The sequence below is a fragment of the Streptomyces sp. NPDC001315 genome (assembly GCF_042896175.1).
In the GTDB taxonomy this organism is placed as follows: domain Bacteria; phylum Actinomycetota; class Actinomycetes; order Streptomycetales; family Streptomycetaceae; genus Streptomyces.
In genome coordinates this window covers 725,198-744,566 of sequence record NZ_JBIAWZ010000001.1, presented here as the reverse complement: position 1 = coordinate 744,566, position 19,369 = coordinate 725,198, and the positions used below count along the sequence as shown (strand labels likewise).

General features: G+C 69.9%; 16 protein-coding genes. 15 read left to right on the top strand and 1 reads right to left on the bottom strand.

What is annotated here, in order from left to right; translation table 11 throughout:
• Nucleotides 1-175 precede the first annotated feature (175 nt).
• The 13 genes from ACFY16_RS03260 (at nt 176) to ACFY16_RS03200 (ending at nt 16,611) form a co-directional block, all read left to right on the top strand.
• Nucleotides 176-1,006 carry a hypothetical protein gene (locus ACFY16_RS03260; protein ID WP_390645350.1) on the top strand — a complete coding sequence of 277 codons (831 nt, stop codon included), beginning with the start codon at nt 176-178 and terminating at the stop codon, nt 1,004-1,006.
• Entirely contained in the window at nt 1,006-3,189 is a 2,184-nt protein-coding gene (locus ACFY16_RS03255; RefSeq protein WP_390645349.1) for a glycosyltransferase, read from the top strand. The genes ACFY16_RS03260 and ACFY16_RS03255 overlap by 1 nt, the downstream gene beginning before the upstream one ends.
• Entirely contained in the window at nt 3,186-4,484 is a 1,299-nt protein-coding gene (locus tag ACFY16_RS03250; protein WP_390645348.1) for an acyltransferase, read from the top strand. Before ACFY16_RS03255 ends, ACFY16_RS03250 begins: the two co-directional genes overlap by 4 nt.
• A gap of 112 nt (nt 4,485-4,596) precedes the next feature.
• Nucleotides 4,597-5,253, top strand: coding sequence for a hypothetical protein (locus tag ACFY16_RS03245; protein ID WP_390645347.1), 657 nt, complete (start codon nt 4,597-4,599; stop codon nt 5,251-5,253).
• The gene (locus tag ACFY16_RS03240; protein ID WP_390645346.1) at nt 5,241-6,287 is read left to right on the top strand and encodes a hypothetical protein; all 1,047 of its coding nucleotides are present in this window, start codon (nt 5,241-5,243) and stop codon (nt 6,285-6,287) included. Before ACFY16_RS03245 ends, ACFY16_RS03240 begins: the two co-directional genes overlap by 13 nt.
• A 309-nt stretch (nt 6,288-6,596) precedes the next feature.
• On the top strand, nt 6,597-7,976 hold the full coding sequence (locus ACFY16_RS03235) for a nitrate/nitrite transporter (protein ID WP_390645345.1): 1,380 nt from the start codon (nt 6,597-6,599) through the stop codon (nt 7,974-7,976).
• A 100-nt stretch (nt 7,977-8,076) separates the two neighbouring features.
• Nucleotides 8,077-9,228, top strand: a complete 1,152-nt coding sequence (locus ACFY16_RS03230) for a uroporphyrinogen-III synthase (RefSeq protein WP_390645344.1) — start codon at nt 8,077-8,079, stop codon at nt 9,226-9,228.
• Between the two features lie 224 nt (nt 9,229-9,452).
• Nucleotides 9,453-10,070: a CGNR zinc finger domain-containing protein gene (locus ACFY16_RS03225; protein WP_390645343.1), complete on the top strand. Its 618-nt coding sequence runs from the start codon at nt 9,453-9,455 to the stop codon at nt 10,068-10,070.
• A gap of 329 nt (nt 10,071-10,399) precedes the next feature.
• The gene (locus ACFY16_RS03220) at nt 10,400-10,921 is read left to right on the top strand and encodes a sigma-70 family RNA polymerase sigma factor (RefSeq protein WP_010039908.1); all 522 of its coding nucleotides are present in this window, start codon (nt 10,400-10,402) and stop codon (nt 10,919-10,921) included.
• Complete coding sequence (locus ACFY16_RS03215) at nt 10,921-11,727, top strand: anti-sigma factor family protein (RefSeq protein WP_390645342.1); 807 nt, start codon at nt 10,921-10,923, stop codon at nt 11,725-11,727. Before ACFY16_RS03220 ends, ACFY16_RS03215 begins: the two co-directional genes overlap by 1 nt.
• Before the next feature lie 72 nt (nt 11,728-11,799).
• On the top strand, nt 11,800-14,148 hold the full coding sequence (locus tag ACFY16_RS03210) for a HelD family protein (RefSeq protein WP_390645341.1): 2,349 nt from the start codon (nt 11,800-11,802) through the stop codon (nt 14,146-14,148).
• 407 nt (nt 14,149-14,555) lie between these two features.
• Nucleotides 14,556-15,974, top strand: a complete 1,419-nt coding sequence (locus ACFY16_RS03205) for an NAD-dependent malic enzyme (RefSeq protein WP_390645340.1) — start codon at nt 14,556-14,558, stop codon at nt 15,972-15,974.
• 355 nt (nt 15,975-16,329) lie between these two features.
• Complete coding sequence (locus ACFY16_RS03200; RefSeq protein WP_004000874.1) at nt 16,330-16,611, top strand: HU family DNA-binding protein; 282 nt, start codon at nt 16,330-16,332, stop codon at nt 16,609-16,611.
• 113 nt (nt 16,612-16,724) lie between these two features.
• Here the strand turns inward: ACFY16_RS03200 and murA are convergent, their stop codons facing one another.
• Nucleotides 16,725-18,065, bottom strand: a complete 1,341-nt coding sequence (gene murA, locus ACFY16_RS03195; RefSeq protein WP_390645339.1) for a UDP-N-acetylglucosamine 1-carboxyvinyltransferase — start codon at nt 18,063-18,065, stop codon at nt 16,725-16,727.
• A 249-nt stretch (nt 18,066-18,314) separates the two neighbouring features.
• Here murA and ACFY16_RS03190 point away from each other — a divergent pair, with 249 nt between their 5' ends.
• Nucleotides 18,315-18,887, top strand: a complete 573-nt coding sequence (locus tag ACFY16_RS03190; RefSeq protein ID WP_390645338.1) for a YqgE/AlgH family protein — start codon at nt 18,315-18,317, stop codon at nt 18,885-18,887.
• 29 nt (nt 18,888-18,916) lie between these two features.
• Complete coding sequence (locus ACFY16_RS03185; protein ID WP_390645337.1) at nt 18,917-19,189, top strand: DUF3039 domain-containing protein; 273 nt, start codon at nt 18,917-18,919, stop codon at nt 19,187-19,189.
• Nucleotides 19,190-19,369 lie beyond the last annotated feature (180 nt).

Below are 19,369 nucleotides of genomic sequence, written 5' to 3'. Positions count from 1 at the left end.
CGCATCAGCGACTCAGGACCTGCCGTTGACGGGGGAAAGAACTCAGAGCTTTCCAGAAACCGGACGAACCGGTCGGCGACGCGACGGCAGAGGTGGCCCAGCGCGTCTCGCCGGGACCGAGCCCGAGCCCGGGACCGAGATCCTGTCGTCGTCGCCGGGCGGGGCCCAGGCCGCCGTGCTCCGCGATCCCTGGGACGAGTCAGGAGCGGCGGCACCGGAGAGCGAGAACGCCCATGATCCGCACGAGGTGACGATCCAGCTCGACTCCGTCCAGTTCGGCGCGTCGGTCCTGCGGCAGGCCAAGGGCGGCGGACCCGGCGGCAGACCGGGCAGTGGACCGGGCGGCGGCCAGGACGCCTCCGACGCACCGGTGTTCGTGGACGAGTCGGGGCGGCGCAGCCGCACCTTCCGGCGTATCGGCATCGCCGTGGGCATCTCCTGCGCGGCCTACGCCGGCGTCATCGTCGTCGCCCTGCTGTCGGGCAACTCCAGCGCGCCCTGGCTTCCGGTCCCCGGCCAGGGCGACGACAAGCCGGCCGGCCAGGTCGACGTCTCCCCGACGCCGCGGCTCTCCTCCAATCCGGCCGGCGTCGGCAGCGGCGTCGCGCCGGTGCCGGCCCTGTCCGTGCCCGGCGGCACGACCGCCACGCCGGGGGTGCCGGCCCCGCTGCCCAGCCAGTCCGCCGACAGCGGCAGGCCGAGCGCCTCCGCCGACCCCGGGCCGTCGGCCGGCACATCCGCGCAGCCCAGCCCGAGCGGCACCACCAAGGACCCGGTGCCGGTGTCGTCACCACCGGTCGTCCAGTCGCCGTCCCCGCCTCCGTCCTCGACGGACGCCGGCGGCTCGGCCGCGCCCTCGGTGACCCCGGGCGGCGGCACGGGCCCCGTCGCCGACGGACCCGCCGACCCGGCCCCCGTCCAGTCGAGCCCCGCCGGCTCGGCCTCGTCCGCCGCGCCCGCCGAGCCCGCCGCGCCCTCGTCCTCGTCCACGGAGAACGTCCTCTGATGGCATCCCGCTCCAGCCGCCGCTCCACGGGACGGGCCGACCGGCGGCGATGGCTGCCGCTGCGCCACCTGCTCCCACTCCTGATCCTGTTCGCGATGCTCGCCATGCTCATGCTGCGCGGCTATGTGCACAGCGAGATCCTCGCCGACTTCCGGGTACGGCCCGAGGCGTCCTCCGACAAGGTCCCGCAGAAGATCCTCGACGGCGGGCCCGTCATCGACACCCGGGGCGGCAAGGCCACCAGCCTGGAGGTGCCGGACCACCGCATCGTCCTCACCTTCGACGACGGCCCCGACCCGACCTGGACGCCGAAAGTCCTCGACATCCTGAAGAAGCACCACGCGCACGCCGTCTTCTTCGTCACCGGCACCATGGCCTCCCGCTACCCGGACCTGGTCAGACGCATGGTCGACGAGGGCCACGAGGTCGGCCTGCACACCTTCAACCACCCCGACCTCTCCTACCAGTCCAAGGAGCGCATCGACTGGGAGCTGTCGCAGAACCAGCTCGCGCTCGCGGGCGCCGCCGGCATCCGCAGCTCCTTGTTCCGGCCGCCGTACTCCTCCTCCGCCGACGCCATGGACAACATGTCCTGGCCGGTCACCGAGTACGTCGGCAGCCGCGGCTACCTCACCGTCGTCAACGACACCGACAGCGAGGACTGGCGCAGGCCGGGCGTCGACCGCATCGTCCGCAACGCCACCCCGCACAGCGGCAAGGGCGCGATCGTCCTGATGCACGACTCCGGTGGCGACCGCCACCAGACGGTGCGGGCACTCGACCGGCTCATTCCCCGACTCCAGGGCAAGGGCTACCAGTTCCAGAACCTCACCGAAGCCCTCAAGGCCCCGAACGCGGACACCCCGGTCACCGGCGCCGAGCTGTGGAAGGGCAGGGCCTGGGTCTTCCTCGTGCAGGCCTCCGACGACATCACCGGTGTGCTGGTCGTCGGCCTCGCGGCCATCGGCGTCCTGGTCTTCGCGCGCTTCGGCCTGATGCTGCTGCTGTCCGGGATCCACGCCCGCCGTACCCGCCGCCGCAGCTTCCGCTGGGGCCCGCGGCCGGTCACCGAACCGGTGTCGGTGCTGGTGCCCGCGTACAACGAGGCCAAGTGCATCGAGAACACCGTGCGTTCCCTGATGCGCAGCGAACACCCCATCGAGATCCTCGTCATCGACGACGGCTCCAGCGACGGCACGGCACGGATCGTGGAGTCCCTGGGACTGCCGAACGTCCGGGTGATCCGCCAGCTCAACGCGGGCAAGCCGGCCGCCCTCAACCGCGGCCTGGCCAACGCCCGTCACGACCTGATCGTGATGATGGACGGCGACACCGTCTTCGAACCGGCCACCGTCCGCGAACTGGTCCAGCCCTTCGCCGACCCGCGCGTCGGCGCCGTCGCCGGCAATGCCAAGGTCGGCAACAAGGACACCCTCATCGGTGCCTGGCAGCACATCGAGTACGTGATGGGCTTCAACCTCGACCGCCGTATGTACGACGTCCTGCAGTGCATGCCCACCATCCCCGGCGCGGTCGGCGCCTTCCGCCGATCCGCCCTGGAGCGCGTCGGCGGCATGAGCGACGACACCCTCGCCGAGGACACCGACATCACGATGGCCATCCACCGCGACGGCTGGCGGGTGGTGTACGCGGAGAAGGCCCGCGCCTGGACCGAGGCCCCGGAGTCGGTCCAGCAGCTGTGGTCCCAGCGCTACCGCTGGTCGTACGGCACCATGCAGGCGATCTGGAAACACCGCCGCGCGATCGTCGAACGGGGCCCCTCGGGCCGCTTCGGCCGCGTCGGCCTGCCCCTGGTCTCCCTCTTCATGGTCGTGGCCCCGCTGCTGGCCCCGCTGATCGACATGTTCCTCGTCTACGGCCTGCTCTTCGGCCCGACCGAGAAGACGATCGTGGCCTGGTTCGGCGTCCTGGCCGTCCAGGTGGTCTGCGCGACGTACGCCTTCATCCTCGACCGCGAACGCCTGACCCCGCTCATCTCGCTGCCCCTTCAGCAGATCCTCTACCGCCAGCTCATGTACGTCGTGCTGCTCCAGTCCTGGATCACCGCACTCACCGGGGGCCGGCTGCGCTGGCAGAAACTGCGCCGCAAGGGCGGGGTGTCGGCACCGCCGACCGCGACCCCGCCGGACCGGCGCGTCATGGACGGAAGGCCGGTCGCATGAGCATGCGAGACCACGACTCCGCTACGACGACGCAGGCGCCGACGCCTGGACAGGGACCGGTACCGGAGCAGGCATCGGGGCAGGTGCCCGGGCAGGCACGGGCGCAGGCGTCCGGGCAGGTACCGCCATCCGCGCCGACGTCCGCGAAGGAGCCCCGTCGCGCCTCCGGACGCGACCGGTACTTCGACCTGCTCCGGGCGATCGCGCTCTTCAGGGTCGTCTTCTACCACCTGTTCGGCTGGGCCTGGCTGCCGGTGGTGTTCCCCTCCATGGGCGTGATGTTCGCCCTGGCCGGCAACCTCATGGCCGGCTCCCTCGGCAAACGCCCGGCCGGACAGGTCGTGCGCAGCCGTATGCGGCGCCTGCTGCCGCCGCTGTGGCTGCTGGGCGCGGTCGGCGTGACGGGCATGCTGCTGGGTGGCTGGGGCCCCGACTCCGAGGGCCACCCCGGCTGGTGGTGGCTCCACCTCGGCTTCTGGATCCTGCCGCTGAGCGACCCGCCGTTCGGTGAGGGCCTGCCCGGCATCCACGGCCTGATCGGCGACGACTGGGCCGTGGAGCTGGCCGTACCGCTCTGGTACATCCGCGCCTACCTCTGGTTCGTCCTGCTGTCCCCGCTCCTCCTGCGCGCCCTGCGCAAGCTGCCCTGGACGACGATCCTCGCGCCGATCGCCCTGTCGGCGGCGCTCGAGTTCGGCTGGATCAGCGTGCCCAGCTCGCGCCTCGACTCCAACCTCAGCGACTTCGGCGCATTCGGCGCCTGCTGGCTGCTGGGCATGGCCCACCACGAGGGCGTCCTGAAACGCCTGCCCCGCTACGTCGTGCCGTCCCTGGCACCGGCCGTGGCCGGCATCGGCCTCTGGTACGCGCTCACGCACGGCTTCGCACCGGGCCACGACCTGGACGACATGCCCTTCGCCCAGTCGCTGTGGTCCTTCGCCACCGTGCTGCTGCTCCTGCACATCAGCCCCTCGTGGTCCGAGTGGCCCCGCCCGCTGCGCCGCTGGGACCGGCTGGTCACCCTCTTCAACTCCCGTGCGGTGACGATCTATCTCTGGCACAACGTGTGCATCGTCGCCGCGCAAACCCTGTGGGACCACCTGTGGAACGTCTCGCTGCTGGAGGAACACGCCCCCTGGTTCCTGGAGAGTTCCTGGCCCCTGCTGGTCGTGGTCTGGGCCCTCACGGCCTGCTGCATCCTCTGCTTCGGCTGGATGGAGGACCTGGCGGCGAAGCGGAGGCCCCGGCTGTGGCCGGACGGGTCGCCGTCGCGTGCGGGGGCGCACCGGGCCTGAGAGGGTCCGTGCGGCTATGTGAAGTGCGCAAGTCCCTTTGACCGCACTGGTGTCACGACCCGAAGCCCCGCTACCGTAGCGGGGCTTCGCCACTACGACACAGGAGCCCCCCGTGACCCGCCGTCCTCGCCTCCTCACGACAGCCGCCGCCGGAGCAACAGCACTGCTTCTCCTCACCGGTTGTGGTGGCGGCGACGGAGGTTCGAAGGACAACGACAAGATCGCGGGCGCGGACACGGAGACATCGGCTTCGCCGAGTGCGTCGGCTTCTGCTTCGGCATCGGCGGACCGGCCGAAGATCGAGCTGCCGTCGGACCTGACGTACACCTTCGACTGGCCGAAGACGGGCAACACGGACAAGGACGCGGTCCTGGCCGACAGCGAGCAGTCCATCAAGGCGGTGGACCTCGCGATCGCGAACCAGAACGCGCTGGACAAGGCTTATCTGTACTACTACGAGGGTGAAGCCGCCGCCGGTACGCAGAAGTTCATCCAGAACTACGTCGACAACAAGGCCAGCATCACCGGCGCCTACCGCTTCTACGACCCCGACGTGGCCGTCGACAAGGACGGAACGGCCTCCCTCAGTTACTGCGAGGACCAGGGCAAGGCGTACGTCAAGTACCTCGAGTCGAAGAAGGTCAAGAAGACCGAGGTCACTGCCAAGAGCTACGTCGTTTATCACACGTCGCTGAAGAAGAACAGCAAGGGCGTTTGGGTGATCCAGAAGATCATTTCGCAGAGCGGGAGTGCCGAGTGCCAGCCCTGATGAGCAAGTCGAGGACCCTTCCAGCGCTGATCACCGCGGGCATGTGTCTGTCGCTCCTCCCCTTCTCCGGGGTGGCGCACGCCGATGACACGCTGGATGGCAACACCCAGAACTCGACGGACACGGATACCTCCGGCGACGTGAACGGCGACACCGTCTCCGCCTCCGCCGGAGGCGTCGTCTTCGACACCTCCAAGAACGGCGCCGGCGAGTCCGTAGGACCCGTCGCCTCCGCCAACACCTCCTGGAGCCCGCCCGCCTGCTGGTACGCGCCGAAGTACACGCCCGAGCAGCTGCAGAAGACTCTGGAGCCGATCTGGGAGGCGGAGTCCACCGGGAGTCAGTGGGATCTCGAACAGCGCAAGAAGTACGTCGACGGCGAGCCGTACAAGGACTTCAACAAGGACAAGACCGGCGAGGGTTACTTCTGGGACGCGTACGTCGACAAGAGCTACCCGCCCGGGTGGGACAAGTGCACCAAGGACATCTTCTGGGTCGACAAGGGTGCCCCCCCGCCCGCCGACGCGGTGAACGCCGTGACGCCCGAGGTGCTCGCCGCGCTCGCCTACGCCCAAGTCCGCGTCCCCACCAAGAAGGTGACCCTGAAGCCCGAGGGAACCACCAAGGTCAACCTGCCGACCTGGGCCTGGCTGGACGGCGCCGACTTCAAGCCCGTTTCCGTCACCGCCAGCGTCCCGGTGCTCGGCATCTCCGCGACCACGACCGCCGAACCGGTCTCGCTGAAGATCGAGCCCGGTACGACGGACGCGGTGACGTATCCGGCGTCCGGGGTCTGCGCGATCAGCGACGGGCAGATCGGCGAGCCGTACGCCGGCGGCAAGGCGAACCAGGACCCGCCTTGCGGGGTGAAGTACCTGCGGTCCTCCGGGAACGGCTCGTACCACCTCAAGGCCACCGTCACCTGGAAGATCCACTGGGAGGGCTCCGGCAACACCGGCGGCGACCTCCCCGACGGCACCTTCGGCGCCGATCAGGACGTCGTCGTCCAGGAGATCCAGGCCGTCAACCGCTGAGAGCTCACCTCCCGTCCGACGCCGACCGCACCGGCGCCTTGGTGTGCGCCGTCAAATGGGACGACGGCGGGCGGGACATCCTGGTGTGGGTGGAGTGAGCCGACCTCTCATCCGGCGGCGACCTCTCATCCGGCGGCGACCTCTCATCCGGCGGCGACCTCTCATCCGGCCTCCTCCCAGGGTGAGAGCAAAGTTCCCTTCCGGTCACCCACAGCCACAGGCCGGAAACGCGCCCTCCCTACCTTCGGGACTTATCACCGCTCGTCACCCCGAAGAAGCACCTGAGTCCCGGAGCACCGTGGAGGCGTCATGACAGCCCCTAGCACAGCCCCCGCAGCGAGCAGGGGAGGCCGCTGGATCGAACACTGGGATCCGGAGGACGAGGCCTTCTGGCAGGAGACCGGAGAGAAGGTCGCCCGCAGGAACCTGCTCTTCTCCGTCCTCTCCGAGCACATCGGCTTCTCGATCTGGACCCTGTGGTCCGTGCTGGTGCTCTTCATGGGTCCGGAGTACGGGCTGACCCCGGCCGACAAGTTCATGCTGACATCCATGGTCACGCTGGTGGGGGCCGTGGTGCGGGTGCCCTACACCTTCGCCGTGGCGGTGTTCGGCGGCCGGAACTGGACGATCATCTCGGCCAGCCTCCTCCTCATCCCCACCATCGCCGCGTTCACCGTGATGAAGCCGGGGACCTCGTTCTCCACCTTCCTCCTCATCGGTCTGCTCGCCGGCGTCGGCGGCGGCAACTTCGCCTCCAGCATGACCAACATCAACGCCTTCTTCCCCCTGAGGAAGAAGGGGTGGGCCCTCGGGCTCAACGCCGGCGGCGGCAACATCGGCGTGCCGGTCATCCAGCTCGTGGCGCTCGCGGTCATCGGCGCCAGTGGTGGTCCGCGCGTGCTGCTCGGGATCTACATCCCGCTCATCGTCGTCGCCGCCTCGCTCGCCGCGATCTACATGGACAACCTCGCGTCCGTGAAGAACGACACCGGCGCCGCGATCGACGCCGCGAAGGACGCGCACACCTGGATCATGTCCTTCCTCTACATCGGCACCTTCGGCTCGTTCATCGGCTACAGCTTCGCCTTCGGTCAGGTGCTGACCAACCAGTTCGGGCGTACGCCCCTGCAGGCGGCGTACCTCACCTTCATCGGCCCGCTGCTCGGCTCGCTGATCCGGCCCGTGGGCGGCTGGCTCGCCGACCGGTACGGCGGCGCGAAGATCACCCTCTACAACTACGTCGGCATGGCGGCGGCCACCGCGGTCCTCGTCGTCGCCTCCATGCAGAAGTCGCTGCCGCTGTTCGTCTCCGTGTTCGTCGTACTGTTCGTGCTCACCGGGCTCGGCAACGGGTCGACGTACAAGATGATCCCCGGCATCTTCCACACCAAGGCCCTCGCCAAGGGACTGGAGGGCGAGGACGCCGCTCGTTACGGACGGCGGCTCTCCGGGGCCTCCATGGGGCTCATCGGCGCGGTCGGCGCGCTCGGCGGCGTCGCCATCAACCTCGCCTTCCGGCAGTCCTTCCTGTCCTACGGTTCCGGCACCGGCGCTTTCGTCGCCTTCCTCGCCTTCTACGGGCTGTGCTTCGTGGTGACCTGGGCCGTATACCTTCGCCGCCCGGCCACCCAGGTCCGGGCAGAGGCTGCCTCCGAGACGAAGCCGCAGCTCAGCTACGCCGAGGTGTGACGTAACACTGGCGACATGAAGCCGAACCGAGCCTGTCACGCACCGTTGACAGGCTCGGTTGGCATGTAGGTGCAACCACTCCAGCGCGGGACGAGAGTCTATGTACGACGAAGAGCAACGACCGGTCCCCGGTCCCCTCGCGGGGTTCACCGTGGGCGTGACGGCCGCGCGGCGGGCCGACGAGCTCGGAGCGCTGCTCCAGCGCCGCGGGGCCGCCGTGCTGCACGCGCCGGCGCTGCGCATCGTGCCGCTCGCCGACGACGGTGAGCTGCTGGCGGCGACGAAGCAGCTGATCGACCAGGCGCCGGACATCGTGGTGGCCACCACCGCCATCGGCTTCCGCGGCTGGGTCGAGGCCGCCGACGGCTGGGGGCTCGGCGAGATCCTGCTCGACCGGCTGCGCGAGGTGGAACTGCTGGCACGCGGGCCCAAGGTCAAGGGCGCCATAAGGGCCGCCGGGCTGACCGAGGAGTGGTCGCCGTCCAGCGAGTCCATGGCGGAGGTGCTCGACCGGCTCCTGGAGGAGGGGGTCGAGGGCCGCCGTATCGCCGTACAGCTGCACGGCGAGCCGCTGCCGGGGTTCGTGGAGGCGTTGCGGGCCGCGGGCGCCGAGGTGGTGGGTGTCCCCGTGTACCGCTGGATGCCGCCGGAGGACATCGCGCCCCTGGACCGGCTGCTGGACGCCACCGTCTCGCGCGGACTGGACGCGGTCACCTTCACCAGCGCCCCGGCCGCCGTGTCCCTGCTGTCCCGCGCCGAGGACCGCGGTCTGCTGCCCGAGCTGCTCGCCGCCTTCCACCACGACGTGCTGCCGACCTGTGTCGGCCCGGTCACCGCGCTGCCGCTGCAGGCCCATGGCGTCGACACGGTCCAGCCCGAACGCTTCCGGCTCGGTCCCCTCGTCCAGCTGCTCTGCCAGGAACTGCCCGGGCGGGCGCGATCGTTGCCGGTCGCCGGGCACCGGGTGGAGATCCGCGGGCACGCGGTGCTGGTGGACGGCGACCTCAAGCCCGTACCGCCGGCCGGTATGTCCCTCCTGCGCGCACTGTCCCGGCGCCCCGGCTGGGTGGTCGCCCGTGCCGAACTCCTGCGCGCGCTGCCCGGCGCGGGCCGCGACGAACACGCGGTGGAGACGGCGATGGCCCGCCTCCGTACGGCCCTGGGCGCGCCGAAGCTGATCCAGACAGTGGTCAAGCGGGGATACCGGCTGGCCCTGGACCCGGCGGCGGACGCGAAGTACGCCGACGCGTAGCAAGACACCCTGCGCTGTTGCGGGGCCCGGGGCCGACCGCCCCCGGGCCCCCGCTTCGGCCTGAAACGCCGAGAGGCGGTACAAGGGGTTCCGGCCGCGCGAGCGGGCAGGCACTGTGGGAGGGAACGGTTCTCCAGCCCTTCCGCACAGACCTTTCCGCACACCTTCCCCGCAGACCTCCCTACTGCATCCCACCGGGGCAACCCCTAGGCGGTGACAGGCACATGGCACTGGGTACGGCCACGGCCCCGTACGAGACGCGGTTCGACGCCGGGCGGATCTGCCTGGATCTCCTGGCGACCACCCACCCCGGGGAACGGCTCGATTCCCTCGCCCCGTTGTGCGCCTGGATCACCCGGTCCGGGCTGGTCCCGCCGGGCACCCCGCTCACGCACGCCGACGCGTCGTGGCTCACCGGATTCCGGGAACTGCGCGCGCAGACGGGACGGTTGGTGCGGGGCCACCTCGCCGCCCAGGTCCGCCCGTACGGCAGTACCGACGCGCGACCCCACGACCTGGCCCTGGCCCGCGTCAACGAGTTCGCCCGTACCGCGCCACCCGTCCCGCGCGCGATCCGCGGCGAGGACGGCAGGCTCGTACGGGAGTTGGACGGTCCGCCGGAGTGCGCCGCGCTGCTCGCGGCCGTCGCCCGGGACTGCGTGGAACTGCTCACGGACCCTGTCGCACGGGCGGGTCTGCGGCAGTGCGAGGGGGACAACTGCCCGATCGTCTATCTGGATACATCCCGGGGGCGCCGGAGGCGCTGGTGCTCCAGCGAGGTCTGCGGGAACCGCGAAAGGGTGGCCCGGCACCGTCGTCGCGTGGCCCTCAGCCAAGTCTAGGTGTCTGCTTCGCGGCTTCTGTGAGGGAAGCGGCGAAACATTGTCGAAGTGATTTCGACAACACTCCGTTTGCCCTCGGTGCCACAGGGGCACCCGAAGCGATCTTGTCGATGTGACGGAAATGTAAAGATCGTGCGGTGAGAATGTGTGCCCATGTCCGGCACGTCATGTCACGCTCAAGAAATCTGTCGCCTCGCTTTGAACATCACGCGACCCGCGTCCGTACCCGTGCACGAGCGACCGACTGGGGGAACCCCCGGACACCGGAGGTGGGCGTGCGCAAGGATTCCGTCGTGGCCAATGAACGTGGATCGAGGGCCCGACATCGCATGTCCCAGCCCTCGGAACCTGACGAGGAGCTGATGCGCGCTCTCTACCGAGAGCACGCCGGACCCTTGCTTGCGTATGTCTTGCGGCTGGTCGCCGGAGATCGGCAGCGTGCCGAGGACGTCGTGCAGGAGACGCTCATCCGTGCCTGGAAGAACGCCGGTCAGCTCAACCGGGCGACCGGATCGGTACGCCCCTGGCTGGTGACGGTCGCACGCCGCATCGTCATCGACGGCCACCGCAGCCGGCAGGCCCGGCCGCAGGAGGTCGATCCGTCGCCGCTGGAGGTCATCCCCGCGGAGGACGAGATCGACAAGGCGCTTTGGTTGATGACGCTTTCGGACGCGCTGGACGACCTGACCCCCGCTCACCGGGAGGTCCTCGTCGAGACGTATTTCAAGGGGCGTACGGTCAATGAGGCGGCCGAGACGCTGGGCATCCCGAGCGGCACGGTGCGCTCCCGGGTGTTCTACGCCCTGCGGTCGATGAAGCTGGCACTGGAGGAGCGGGGGGTGACGGCGTGATGAGCGTTTACGGGGGGTTCGGAACGGGTGGTTCGGGTATGTCTGGCCCCATGCAGGGATCACCGGCCCCGAACGAGCACGAGACCGTCGGCGCCTACGCCCTCGGGATTCTCGACGACGCCGAGGCGACCGCTTTTGAATCCCATCTCGCAACCTGTGAATGGTGCGCCCAGCAGCTCGACGAGCTCGCCGGGATGGAGCCGATGCTGGCCGCGCTCGCGGACCTGCCGGGCTCCGGCACACCCGCGATCGGTGAGTCCCTGTCCGCCAAGCCCAGCCCACGGCTGGCGGAGAAGCTCGTCGACGAGGTCTCCGAGCGCCGCGCCGTCAAGCGCCGGCGCGGGTTCTACCTGGTGGCGGCCGCGGCCGCGCTGATCATCGGTGGCCCGCTGACGGTGCTCGCGACGACCGGCGGCTCGGACGACAGCGGCAACATGGCGGCCGGCCCCGCGCAGACCGCCTTCCAGACCATGACCGACAAGAAGTCCGCCACGGACCCGGCGACGCACGTCACCGCGACCGTGGCCATGGAGAAGAAGGACTGGGGCACCCACGCCGTCCTCCAGCTCAAGAACGTCACCGGCCCGGAGAAGTGCTCGCTCATCGCCGTCGGCAAGAACGGCGAGCGCGAGACCGTCACCTCCTGGTCCGTGCCGAACTGGGGCTACGGCCTGCCCAACGCCAAGACCGAAGAGGCGAAGAACCCGCTCTACGTCCACGGCGGCGCCGCCTTCACCCCCAACGAGATCGACCACTTCGAAGTCATGACCTTCGACGGGAAGCGGTTGGTGGAGGTCGACTCCTAGGACCTGTCGCTTCCCGGGCGGGCCCCCTTCGCGTACGGTTGACGGCTGCCCAGCACGTCAGAAGGGGGCCCGGTGGCCGCTCAGGCTCAACAGGAAACCGCGGTCGGTTCGGTTCACGACGCAGTGCGAAACGACGCAGTGCAAGACTCCGTACGGGACCGGGAGATCAGCATCGAGCAGGAACACCTGGACCGGGTGTACCGCAGGCTCGAGGAGAAGATCCATGAGGCCGAGTTCCTCATGCACGACGCGGCCCAGCGCGGCCATGTCGGCACGCCCGGCGCGCTCGCCGAGCGGGACGCGCAGGTCTTCCGGGCGGGGGTCCACCTCAACCGGCTGAACAACGAGTTCGAGGACTTCCTCTTCGGTCGTATCGACCTGCTCCTCGGCAAGGACGGCAAGAAGGGCCCCGACGGCGCGTACACCGCCGTCGAACCCGCCGAGGGGGCCGTGCGCGAGGACAACACGGCCGACATCGCCGAGACCCTCCACATCGGCCGCATCGGCGTCCTCGACCAGGACTACTCCCCGCTGGTCATCGACTGGCGGGCTCCCGCGGCCGCGCCGTTCTACCGTTCCACCCCGGTCGACCCCGGCCGGGTCGTGCGCCGCCGGGTCATCCGCTCCAAGGGCCGCCGCGTCCTCGGCGTCGAGGACGACCTGATGCGCCCCGAGCTGAAGGCGTCGCTGGACGGGCGGGAGCTGCCCGTCATCGGCGACGGCGCCCTGATGGCCGCCCTCGGCCAGGCCCGCAGCCACACCATGCGGGACATCGTCGCCTCCATCCAGGCCGAGCAGGACCTGGTGATCCGCGCCCCCGCCGCCTCCGTGACGTACGTCGAGGGCGGCCCCGGCACCGGCAAGACGGCCGTCGCCCTGCACCGGGCGGCCTACCTCCTCTACCAGGACCGGCGCCGGTACGCGGGCGGCATCCTGATCGTCTCGCCCACGCCGCTGCTGGTCGCGTACACCGAGGGCGTCCTGCCGTCCCTCGGCGAGGAGGGCCAGGTCGCCATCCGCGCGATCGGCTCCCTGGTCGACGGCGCGGAGGCCACCCTGTACGACTCCCCGGCGGTGGCCCGCGCCAAGGGCTCCTACCGGATGCTGAAGGTGCTGCGGAAGGCGGCGCGGGGGGCACTGGAGTCGAACGACTCGCCCACCCGTCTCCGCGTCGTCGCCTTCGGCCGCCGCCTCGAGCTGGAGGCCGGGCAGCTGGACCGCATCCGGCACAACGCACTCGGCGGCACCGCACCCGTCAACCTGCTGCGCCCGCGCGCCCGCAAGCTGCTGCTCGACGCCCTGTGGGAGCAGTCCGGCGCGGCCGGCCGGCACACGGACCCCGAGCTGGCCGCCGAGCTGCGCTCCTCCTTCGACGAGGACGTCACCTCCGAGGACAGCTTCATCGAGTTCCTCGACGCCTGGTGGCCCGAGCTGGCTCCGCGGGCCGTGCTGGCGGCGATGGCCGACGAGCGGCGGCTCGGGCGCTGGTCCCGGCGGATCCTCAACCCCGGCGAGGCACGCAGGGTCGCCCGCTCGCTCCGACGGGACGGCCTGTCCGTGCACGACGTGGCCATGCTGGACGAGCTCCAGGCCATCCTCGGCGCCCCGGCCCGCCCCCGGAAGCGGCGCGAGCTGGACCCGCTCGACCAGCTCACCGGTCTCGAGGAGCTGATGCCGGTACGCGAGGAGTCGCAGCGCGAGCGGGCCGAGCGGCTGGCGCAGGAGCGCGTCGAGTACGCGCACGTCATCGTCGACGAGGCGCAGGACCTGACGCCGATGCAGTGGCGCATGGTGGGCCGGCGCGGCCGGCACGCCACCTGGACGATCGTCGGCGACCCGGCCCAGTCGTCGTGGTCCGACCCCGACGAGGCGGCCGAGTCCCGCGACGAGGCCCTGGGCAGCCGTCCGCGCCGCCGCTTCCAGCTGACGGTGAACTACCGCAACCCGGCCGAGATCGCCGAACTGGCGGCCAAGGTGCTCGCGCTCGCCATGCCGGGCTCCGTGTCCCCGTCCGCCGTCCGTTCCACGGGCGTGGAGCCGCGTTTCGTCAGTACGGGCAAGGCGGGCGGCGCCGGCGAACGGGGCTCGCTCGCCGGGACCGTCCGTGCGGAGGCCGCCCGGCTCCTCGACCGGGTCGACGGCACGATCGGCGTCGTCGTCGCCATGAACCGCCGCGAGGAGGCCAGGCGCTGGCTCGCCGGACTCGGTGACCGTGTGGTGGCGCTCGGCAGCCTGGAGGCCAAGGGCCTGGAGTACGACGCGACGGTCGTCGTGTCGCCCGCGGAGATCGCGGACGAGTCACCGGCGGGGCTGCGCGTGCTGTACGTCGCACTGACCCGGGCCACCCAGCAGCTGACGGTGGTCGCGGCCGAGCGGGACGAGCCGGACGCGACGGGGGTGCCCGACCTCCTCAGGGACTGACCCCGGTGAAGCCACGGTTTCCGGAACGGTTTCCTGTGAACTCTCCGGGCGGGAATGGTCTCGCGGGATCTGTTTGTTAGCCTGGGTGTGACACCGGCTCGATCCAAGCCCCCGGGCCCAACCTTCGTCGCCACGAGCGACCACTTGCCGCGAGGCGAGCATGGCGGGTCGGTGTCATGAACGTCGAAGAGGCCCACGTCACCGTGTGACGTGGGCCTCTTCCTTTGCCTGATCGTCTCTCGTATGGTGAAAGACGTTTTCCGAAACTCGATACCCGCCTACGAACAAAACGTTCGCAATCCGGGGTGGCTACCGCGTACTCGGGGGTAGGTGCGACGATCGGACGGCACAACGCTGCTACACACAGCGAAACGCAGCGAAACCGGTGAAAGCAGAGGAAGTCGGCCATGGCAACGGCGCCCAGCGTCTCCTACTCGATGACGATCCGGCTGGAGGTGCCCGCGAGCGGAACCGCCGTCTCGCAGCTCACCAACGTCGTGGAGTCCTCCGGAGGCTCGGTGACCGGCCTCGACGTCACCGCATCCGGGCACGAGAAGCTCCAGATCGACGTCACGATCGCGGCCACCTCGACCGCGCACGCCGACGAGATCGTCGAGAAGCTCCGCGGCATCGAGGGCGTCACCCTCGGCAAGGTCTCGGACCGTACGTTCCTCATGCACCTCGGCGGCAAGATCGAGATGCAGTCCAAGCACCCCATCCGCAACCGTGACGACCTGTCCATGATCTACACGCCGGGTGTGGCCCGCGTGTGCATGGCGATCGCGGAGAACCCCGAGGACGCGCGCCGCCTCACCATCAAGCGCAACTCCGTTGCGGTCGTGACGGACGGCTCGGCCGTGCTGGGCCTGGGCAACATCGGCCCGAAGGCCGCGCTGCCGGTCATGGAGGGCAAGGCGGCCCTCTTCAAGCGCTTCGCCGGCATCGACGCCTGGCCGCTGTGCCTGGACACCCAGGACACCGACGCGATCGTCGAGATCGTCAAGGCGATCGCCCCGGGCTTCGCCGGCATCAACCTCGAGGACATCTCCGCCCCCCGCTGCTTCGAGATCGAGGCCCGGCTGCGTGAGGCCCTCGACATCCCCGTCTTCCACGACGACCAGCACGGCACCGCGATCGTCGTCCTCGCCTCCCTGACGAACGCCCTGCGTGTCGTGGCCAAGGGCATCGGCGACGTGCGCGTCGTCATGTCCGGCGCCGGCGCGGCCGGCACGGCCATCCTCAAGCTGCTGCTCGCGGCCGGCGTGAAGAACGCCGTCGTCGCCGACATCCACGGCGTCGTGCACGCCGACCGCGCCGACCTGGTGGACGCCGCCCCGGACTCGGCGCTGCGCTGGATCGCCGACAACACCAACCCCGAGGGCCTCACCGGCACGCTGAAGGAGGCCGTGCGCGGCGCGGACGTCTTCATCGGCGTCTCCGCCCCGAACGTCCTCGACGGCGACGACGTGGCCGCCATGGCCGACGGTGCGATCGTGTTCGCGCTCGCGAACCCGGACCCCGAGGTGGACCCCGCAATCGCCCGCCAGACCGCGGCAGTTGTGGCCACCGGCCGCTCCGACTTCCCCAACCAGATCAACAACGTGCTGGTCTTCCCGGGTGTCTTCCGCGGCCTGCTGGACGCGCAGTCCCGGACCGTCAACACGGAGATGATGCTGGCCGCCGCGAAGGCCCTCGCCGACGTGGTGACCGAGGACGAGCTGAACCCGAACTACATCATCCCGAGCGTGTTCAACGACAAGGTCGCGGGCGCGGTCGCGGGTGCGGTGCGGGACGCGGCGAAGGCCGCGGGAGCATCGGCCTCGTAGGCTCGGGGAGTGCGGGAAACCCGGTCGCTGTGCGGGCGCTGTGACGATTGCCACGGTCGGGTTTCACCCCGGCGCGTCGCGGAACCTGGGCACCCGGCAGCCCTCTATCGTGACGGCCGGGCTCGGGCCCCTCTTTTCGTGTGACTCCCAAGGGTGTTCTCACGACTCCTGCGGGTGCCGGATTGGCTTTCCCGCCGCAGGTGGGGGCAGGATGCGTCTCTGGGCGCGAGGGTCTGAGGACGGACCCGGTCCGGGGACTGTCCGAGGCCCCTGGCAGCATCGACTTCGCTGTGCCCAATATGCGGCTCCGCCGCGTGGCACGCCTCAACGGCAAGAAGAACACGGGAGTAACAACATGAACCGCAGTGAGCTGGTGGCCGCGCTGGCCGACCGCGCCGAGGTGACCCGCAAGGACGCCGACGCCGTGCTGGCCGCGTTCGCCGAGGTCGTCGGCGACATCGTCTCCAAGGGCGACGAGAAGGTCACCATCCCCGGCTTCCTGACCTTCGAGCGCACCCACCGTGCCGCTCGCACCGCGCGCAACCCGCAGACCGGCGACCCGATCCAGATCCCGGCCGGCTACAGCGTGAAGGTCTCCGCGGGCAGCAAGCTCAAGGAAGCCGCCAAGGGCAAGTAAGCCCCCGCGTACGTCGCGGGACGACGTACGAGACTCGAGCGACGCCAATGGGGCGGCCCCCCTCACCGGGGGCCGCCCCATCGTCGTGTGTACGGCTGCTACGGCTGCCGGTGCTAACCGAGCGCCTTGCCCGGCAGCTCCACCTTCGCGCCCAGCTCCACCAGCTTCTCCATGAAGTTCTCGTAGCCCCGGTTGATCAGGTCGATGCCGTGGACGCGGGACGTGCCCTGGGCGGCCAGGGCGGCGATGAGGTACGAGAAACCGCCGCGGAGGTCGGGGATGACCAGGTCGGCGCCCTGGAGCTTCGTGGGGCCGGACACGACCGCGGAGTGCAGGAAGTTGCGCTGGCCGAAGCGGCAGTCGGAGCCGCCGAGGCACTCGCGGTAGAGCTGGATGTGGGCGCCCATCTGGTTGAGGGCGGACGTGAAGCCCAGACGGGACTCGTAGACCGTCTCGTGGATGATGGACAGGCCCGTGGCCTGGGTCAGGGCGACCACCAGGGGCTGCTGCCAGTCCGTCTGGAAGCCCGGGTGCACGTCCGTTTCGAGGGCGATGGACTTCAACTGGCCGCCCGGGTGCCAGAAGCGGATGCCCTCGTCGTCGATCTCGAAGGCACCGCCCACCTTCCGGTAGGTGTTCAGGAACGTCATCATCGAGCGCTGCTGGGCGCCGCGGACGTAGATGTTCCCCTCGGTCGCCAGCGCCGCGGACGCCCACGAGGCGGCCTCCAGGCGGTCCGGGAGGGCCGCGTGGGTGTAGCCGCCGAGCGAGTCGACACCGGTGATGCGGATCGTGCGGTCGGTGTCCATCGCGATGATCGCGCCCATTTTCTGCAGGACGCAGATCAGGTCCTCGATCTCCGGCTCGACCGCCGCGTTCGAGAGCTCGGTGACGCCCTCCGCGAGGACCGCCGTCAACAGCACCTGCTCGGTCGCGCCCACGGACGGGTACGGCAGCCGGATCTTCGTGCCGCGCAGCCGCGTCGGTGCCTCCAGGTACTGACCGTCCGCCCGCTTCTCGATCCGCGCGCCGAACTGCCGCAGCACCTCGAAGTGGAAGTCGATGGGCCGGCCGCCGATGTCGCAGCCGCCGAGGCCGGGGATGAACGCGTGGCCCAGGCGGTGCAGCAGCGGGCCGCAGAACAGGATCGGGATACGGCTCGAACCCGCGTGGGCATCGATGTCGGCGACGTTCGCGCTCTCCACGTGCGACGGGTCCATCACCAGCTCGCCCGGCTCCTCACCCGGACGGACCGTCACCCCGTGCAGCTGGAGCAGACCGCGTACGACCCGCACGTCACGGATGTCGGGAACGTTGCGCAGCCGGCTTGGCGCGCTGCCCAGCAGGGCGGCGACCATGGCCTTCGGTACGAGGTTCTTCGCACCGCGGACACGGATCTCGCCCTCCAGCGGGGTTCCGCCGTGGACAAGCAGGACATCGTCGTTGACGGTCATGTATCTCGCGTTCCGATGAGTTGGGCAGGGGAGATGAGACAGAGTAATCGCCGCGTACCCCTCTCCCGTAAGCCCAAGTGCCGCCCAGCAACGTCATAGCTGTGTCACAACACGAACCGTTCCCAATCGGACACATGGGGTCACCGAAGCGGGGATGCGCGTGGGGTGCGCCCGTGCGCCCTGAGCCGCCTTCACTCCCGTGCCTGATTGGCTCCCCACATGGCGGGCAGATGCGGGATCATGTCTGGCATGACCGAGGTGTCCTCGCTCACAGGGCGGCTGCTCGTGGCAACGCCCGCCCTGGCGGACCCGAACTTCGACCGTGCGGTGGTGCTCCTTCTCGACCACGACGAGGAGGGCTCCCTCGGTGTCGTCCTCAACCGTCCTACGCCGGTGGGCGTGCGCGACATCCTGGAGGGCTGGGCGGATCTGACCGGCGAGCCCGGCGTGGTCTTCCAGGGCGGGCCGGTCTCCCTCGACTCGGCGCTGGGCGTCGCGGTGATCCCGGGCGGCGGCTCGTCCGAACGGGCACCGCTGGGCTGGCGCCGGGTGCACGGCGCGATCGGGCTCGTGGACCTGGAGGCCCCGCCGGAGCTGCTCGCCTCCGCCCTCGGTTCCCTGCGGATCTTCGCCGGTTACGCCGGCTGGGGCCCCGGCCAGTTGGAGGACGAACTGGTCGAGGGCGCGTGGTACGTCGTCGAGTCCGAACCGGGTGATGTCTCCTCCCCGTCCCCCGAGAGACTCTGGCGTGAGGTCCTGCGCCGCCAGCGCAGTGAACTGGCGATGGTGGCCACGTATCCGGACGACCCTTCGCTCAACTGATGTGTGTGAGCTTCAGTACCCTTGGCGATATGAGCACTCTTGAGCCCGAGCGCGGGACTGGTACGGGGACCCTCGTAGAGCCGACGCCACAGGTGTCCCACGGCGACGGCGACCACGAGCGCTTCGCCCACTACGTCCAGAAGGACAAGATCATGGCGAGCGCCCTCGACGGCACCCCCGTCGTGGCGCTGTGCGGCAAGGTCTGGGTACCGGGCCGCGACCCGAAGAAGTACCCGGTGTGTCCCATGTGCAAGGAGATCTACGAATCCATGGGCGCCGGTGGCGGCGACGGCAAGAAGTAGCCCCACACCCCTCAGGACTCCCAGAAGGCCCCCGGAGTGCGCTCGACGCGTTCCCGGGGGCTTTCATGTGCACAGCGAAACTGTCATTGCGCATAGTGCGACACCCACCCCTGTGCTGATCATGTTCTTGGGGGTGGCGATTCCGGTGCTGATCTTCTTCGTACGTACTCGTGCAGCGAC

Coding starts and splice junctions, on each gene's coding strand:
- ACFY16_RS03185 (WP_390645337.1), top strand. CDS start 18,917: ATGAGCACTCTTGAGCCCGAGCGCGGGACTGGTACGGGGACCCTCGTA.
- ACFY16_RS03250 (WP_390645348.1), top strand. CDS start 3,186: ATGAGCATGCGAGACCACGACTCCGCTACGACGACGCAGGCGCCGACG.
- murA (WP_390645339.1), bottom strand. CDS start 18,065: ATGACCGTCAACGACGATGTCCTGCTTGTCCACGGCGGAACCCCGCTG.
- ACFY16_RS03215 (WP_390645342.1), top strand. CDS start 10,921: ATGAGCGTTTACGGGGGGTTCGGAACGGGTGGTTCGGGTATGTCTGGC.
- ACFY16_RS03255 (WP_390645349.1), top strand. CDS start 1,006: ATGGCATCCCGCTCCAGCCGCCGCTCCACGGGACGGGCCGACCGGCGG.
- ACFY16_RS03205 (WP_390645340.1), top strand. CDS start 14,556: ATGGCAACGGCGCCCAGCGTCTCCTACTCGATGACGATCCGGCTGGAG.
- ACFY16_RS03225 (WP_390645343.1), top strand. CDS start 9,453: ATGGCACTGGGTACGGCCACGGCCCCGTACGAGACGCGGTTCGACGCC.
- ACFY16_RS03235 (WP_390645345.1), top strand. CDS start 6,597: ATGACAGCCCCTAGCACAGCCCCCGCAGCGAGCAGGGGAGGCCGCTGG.
- ACFY16_RS03220 (WP_010039908.1), top strand. CDS start 10,400: ATGTCCCAGCCCTCGGAACCTGACGAGGAGCTGATGCGCGCTCTCTAC.
- ACFY16_RS03230 (WP_390645344.1), top strand. CDS start 8,077: ATGTACGACGAAGAGCAACGACCGGTCCCCGGTCCCCTCGCGGGGTTC.
- ACFY16_RS03200 (WP_004000874.1), top strand. CDS start 16,330: ATGAACCGCAGTGAGCTGGTGGCCGCGCTGGCCGACCGCGCCGAGGTG.
- ACFY16_RS03190 (WP_390645338.1), top strand. CDS start 18,315: ATGACCGAGGTGTCCTCGCTCACAGGGCGGCTGCTCGTGGCAACGCCC.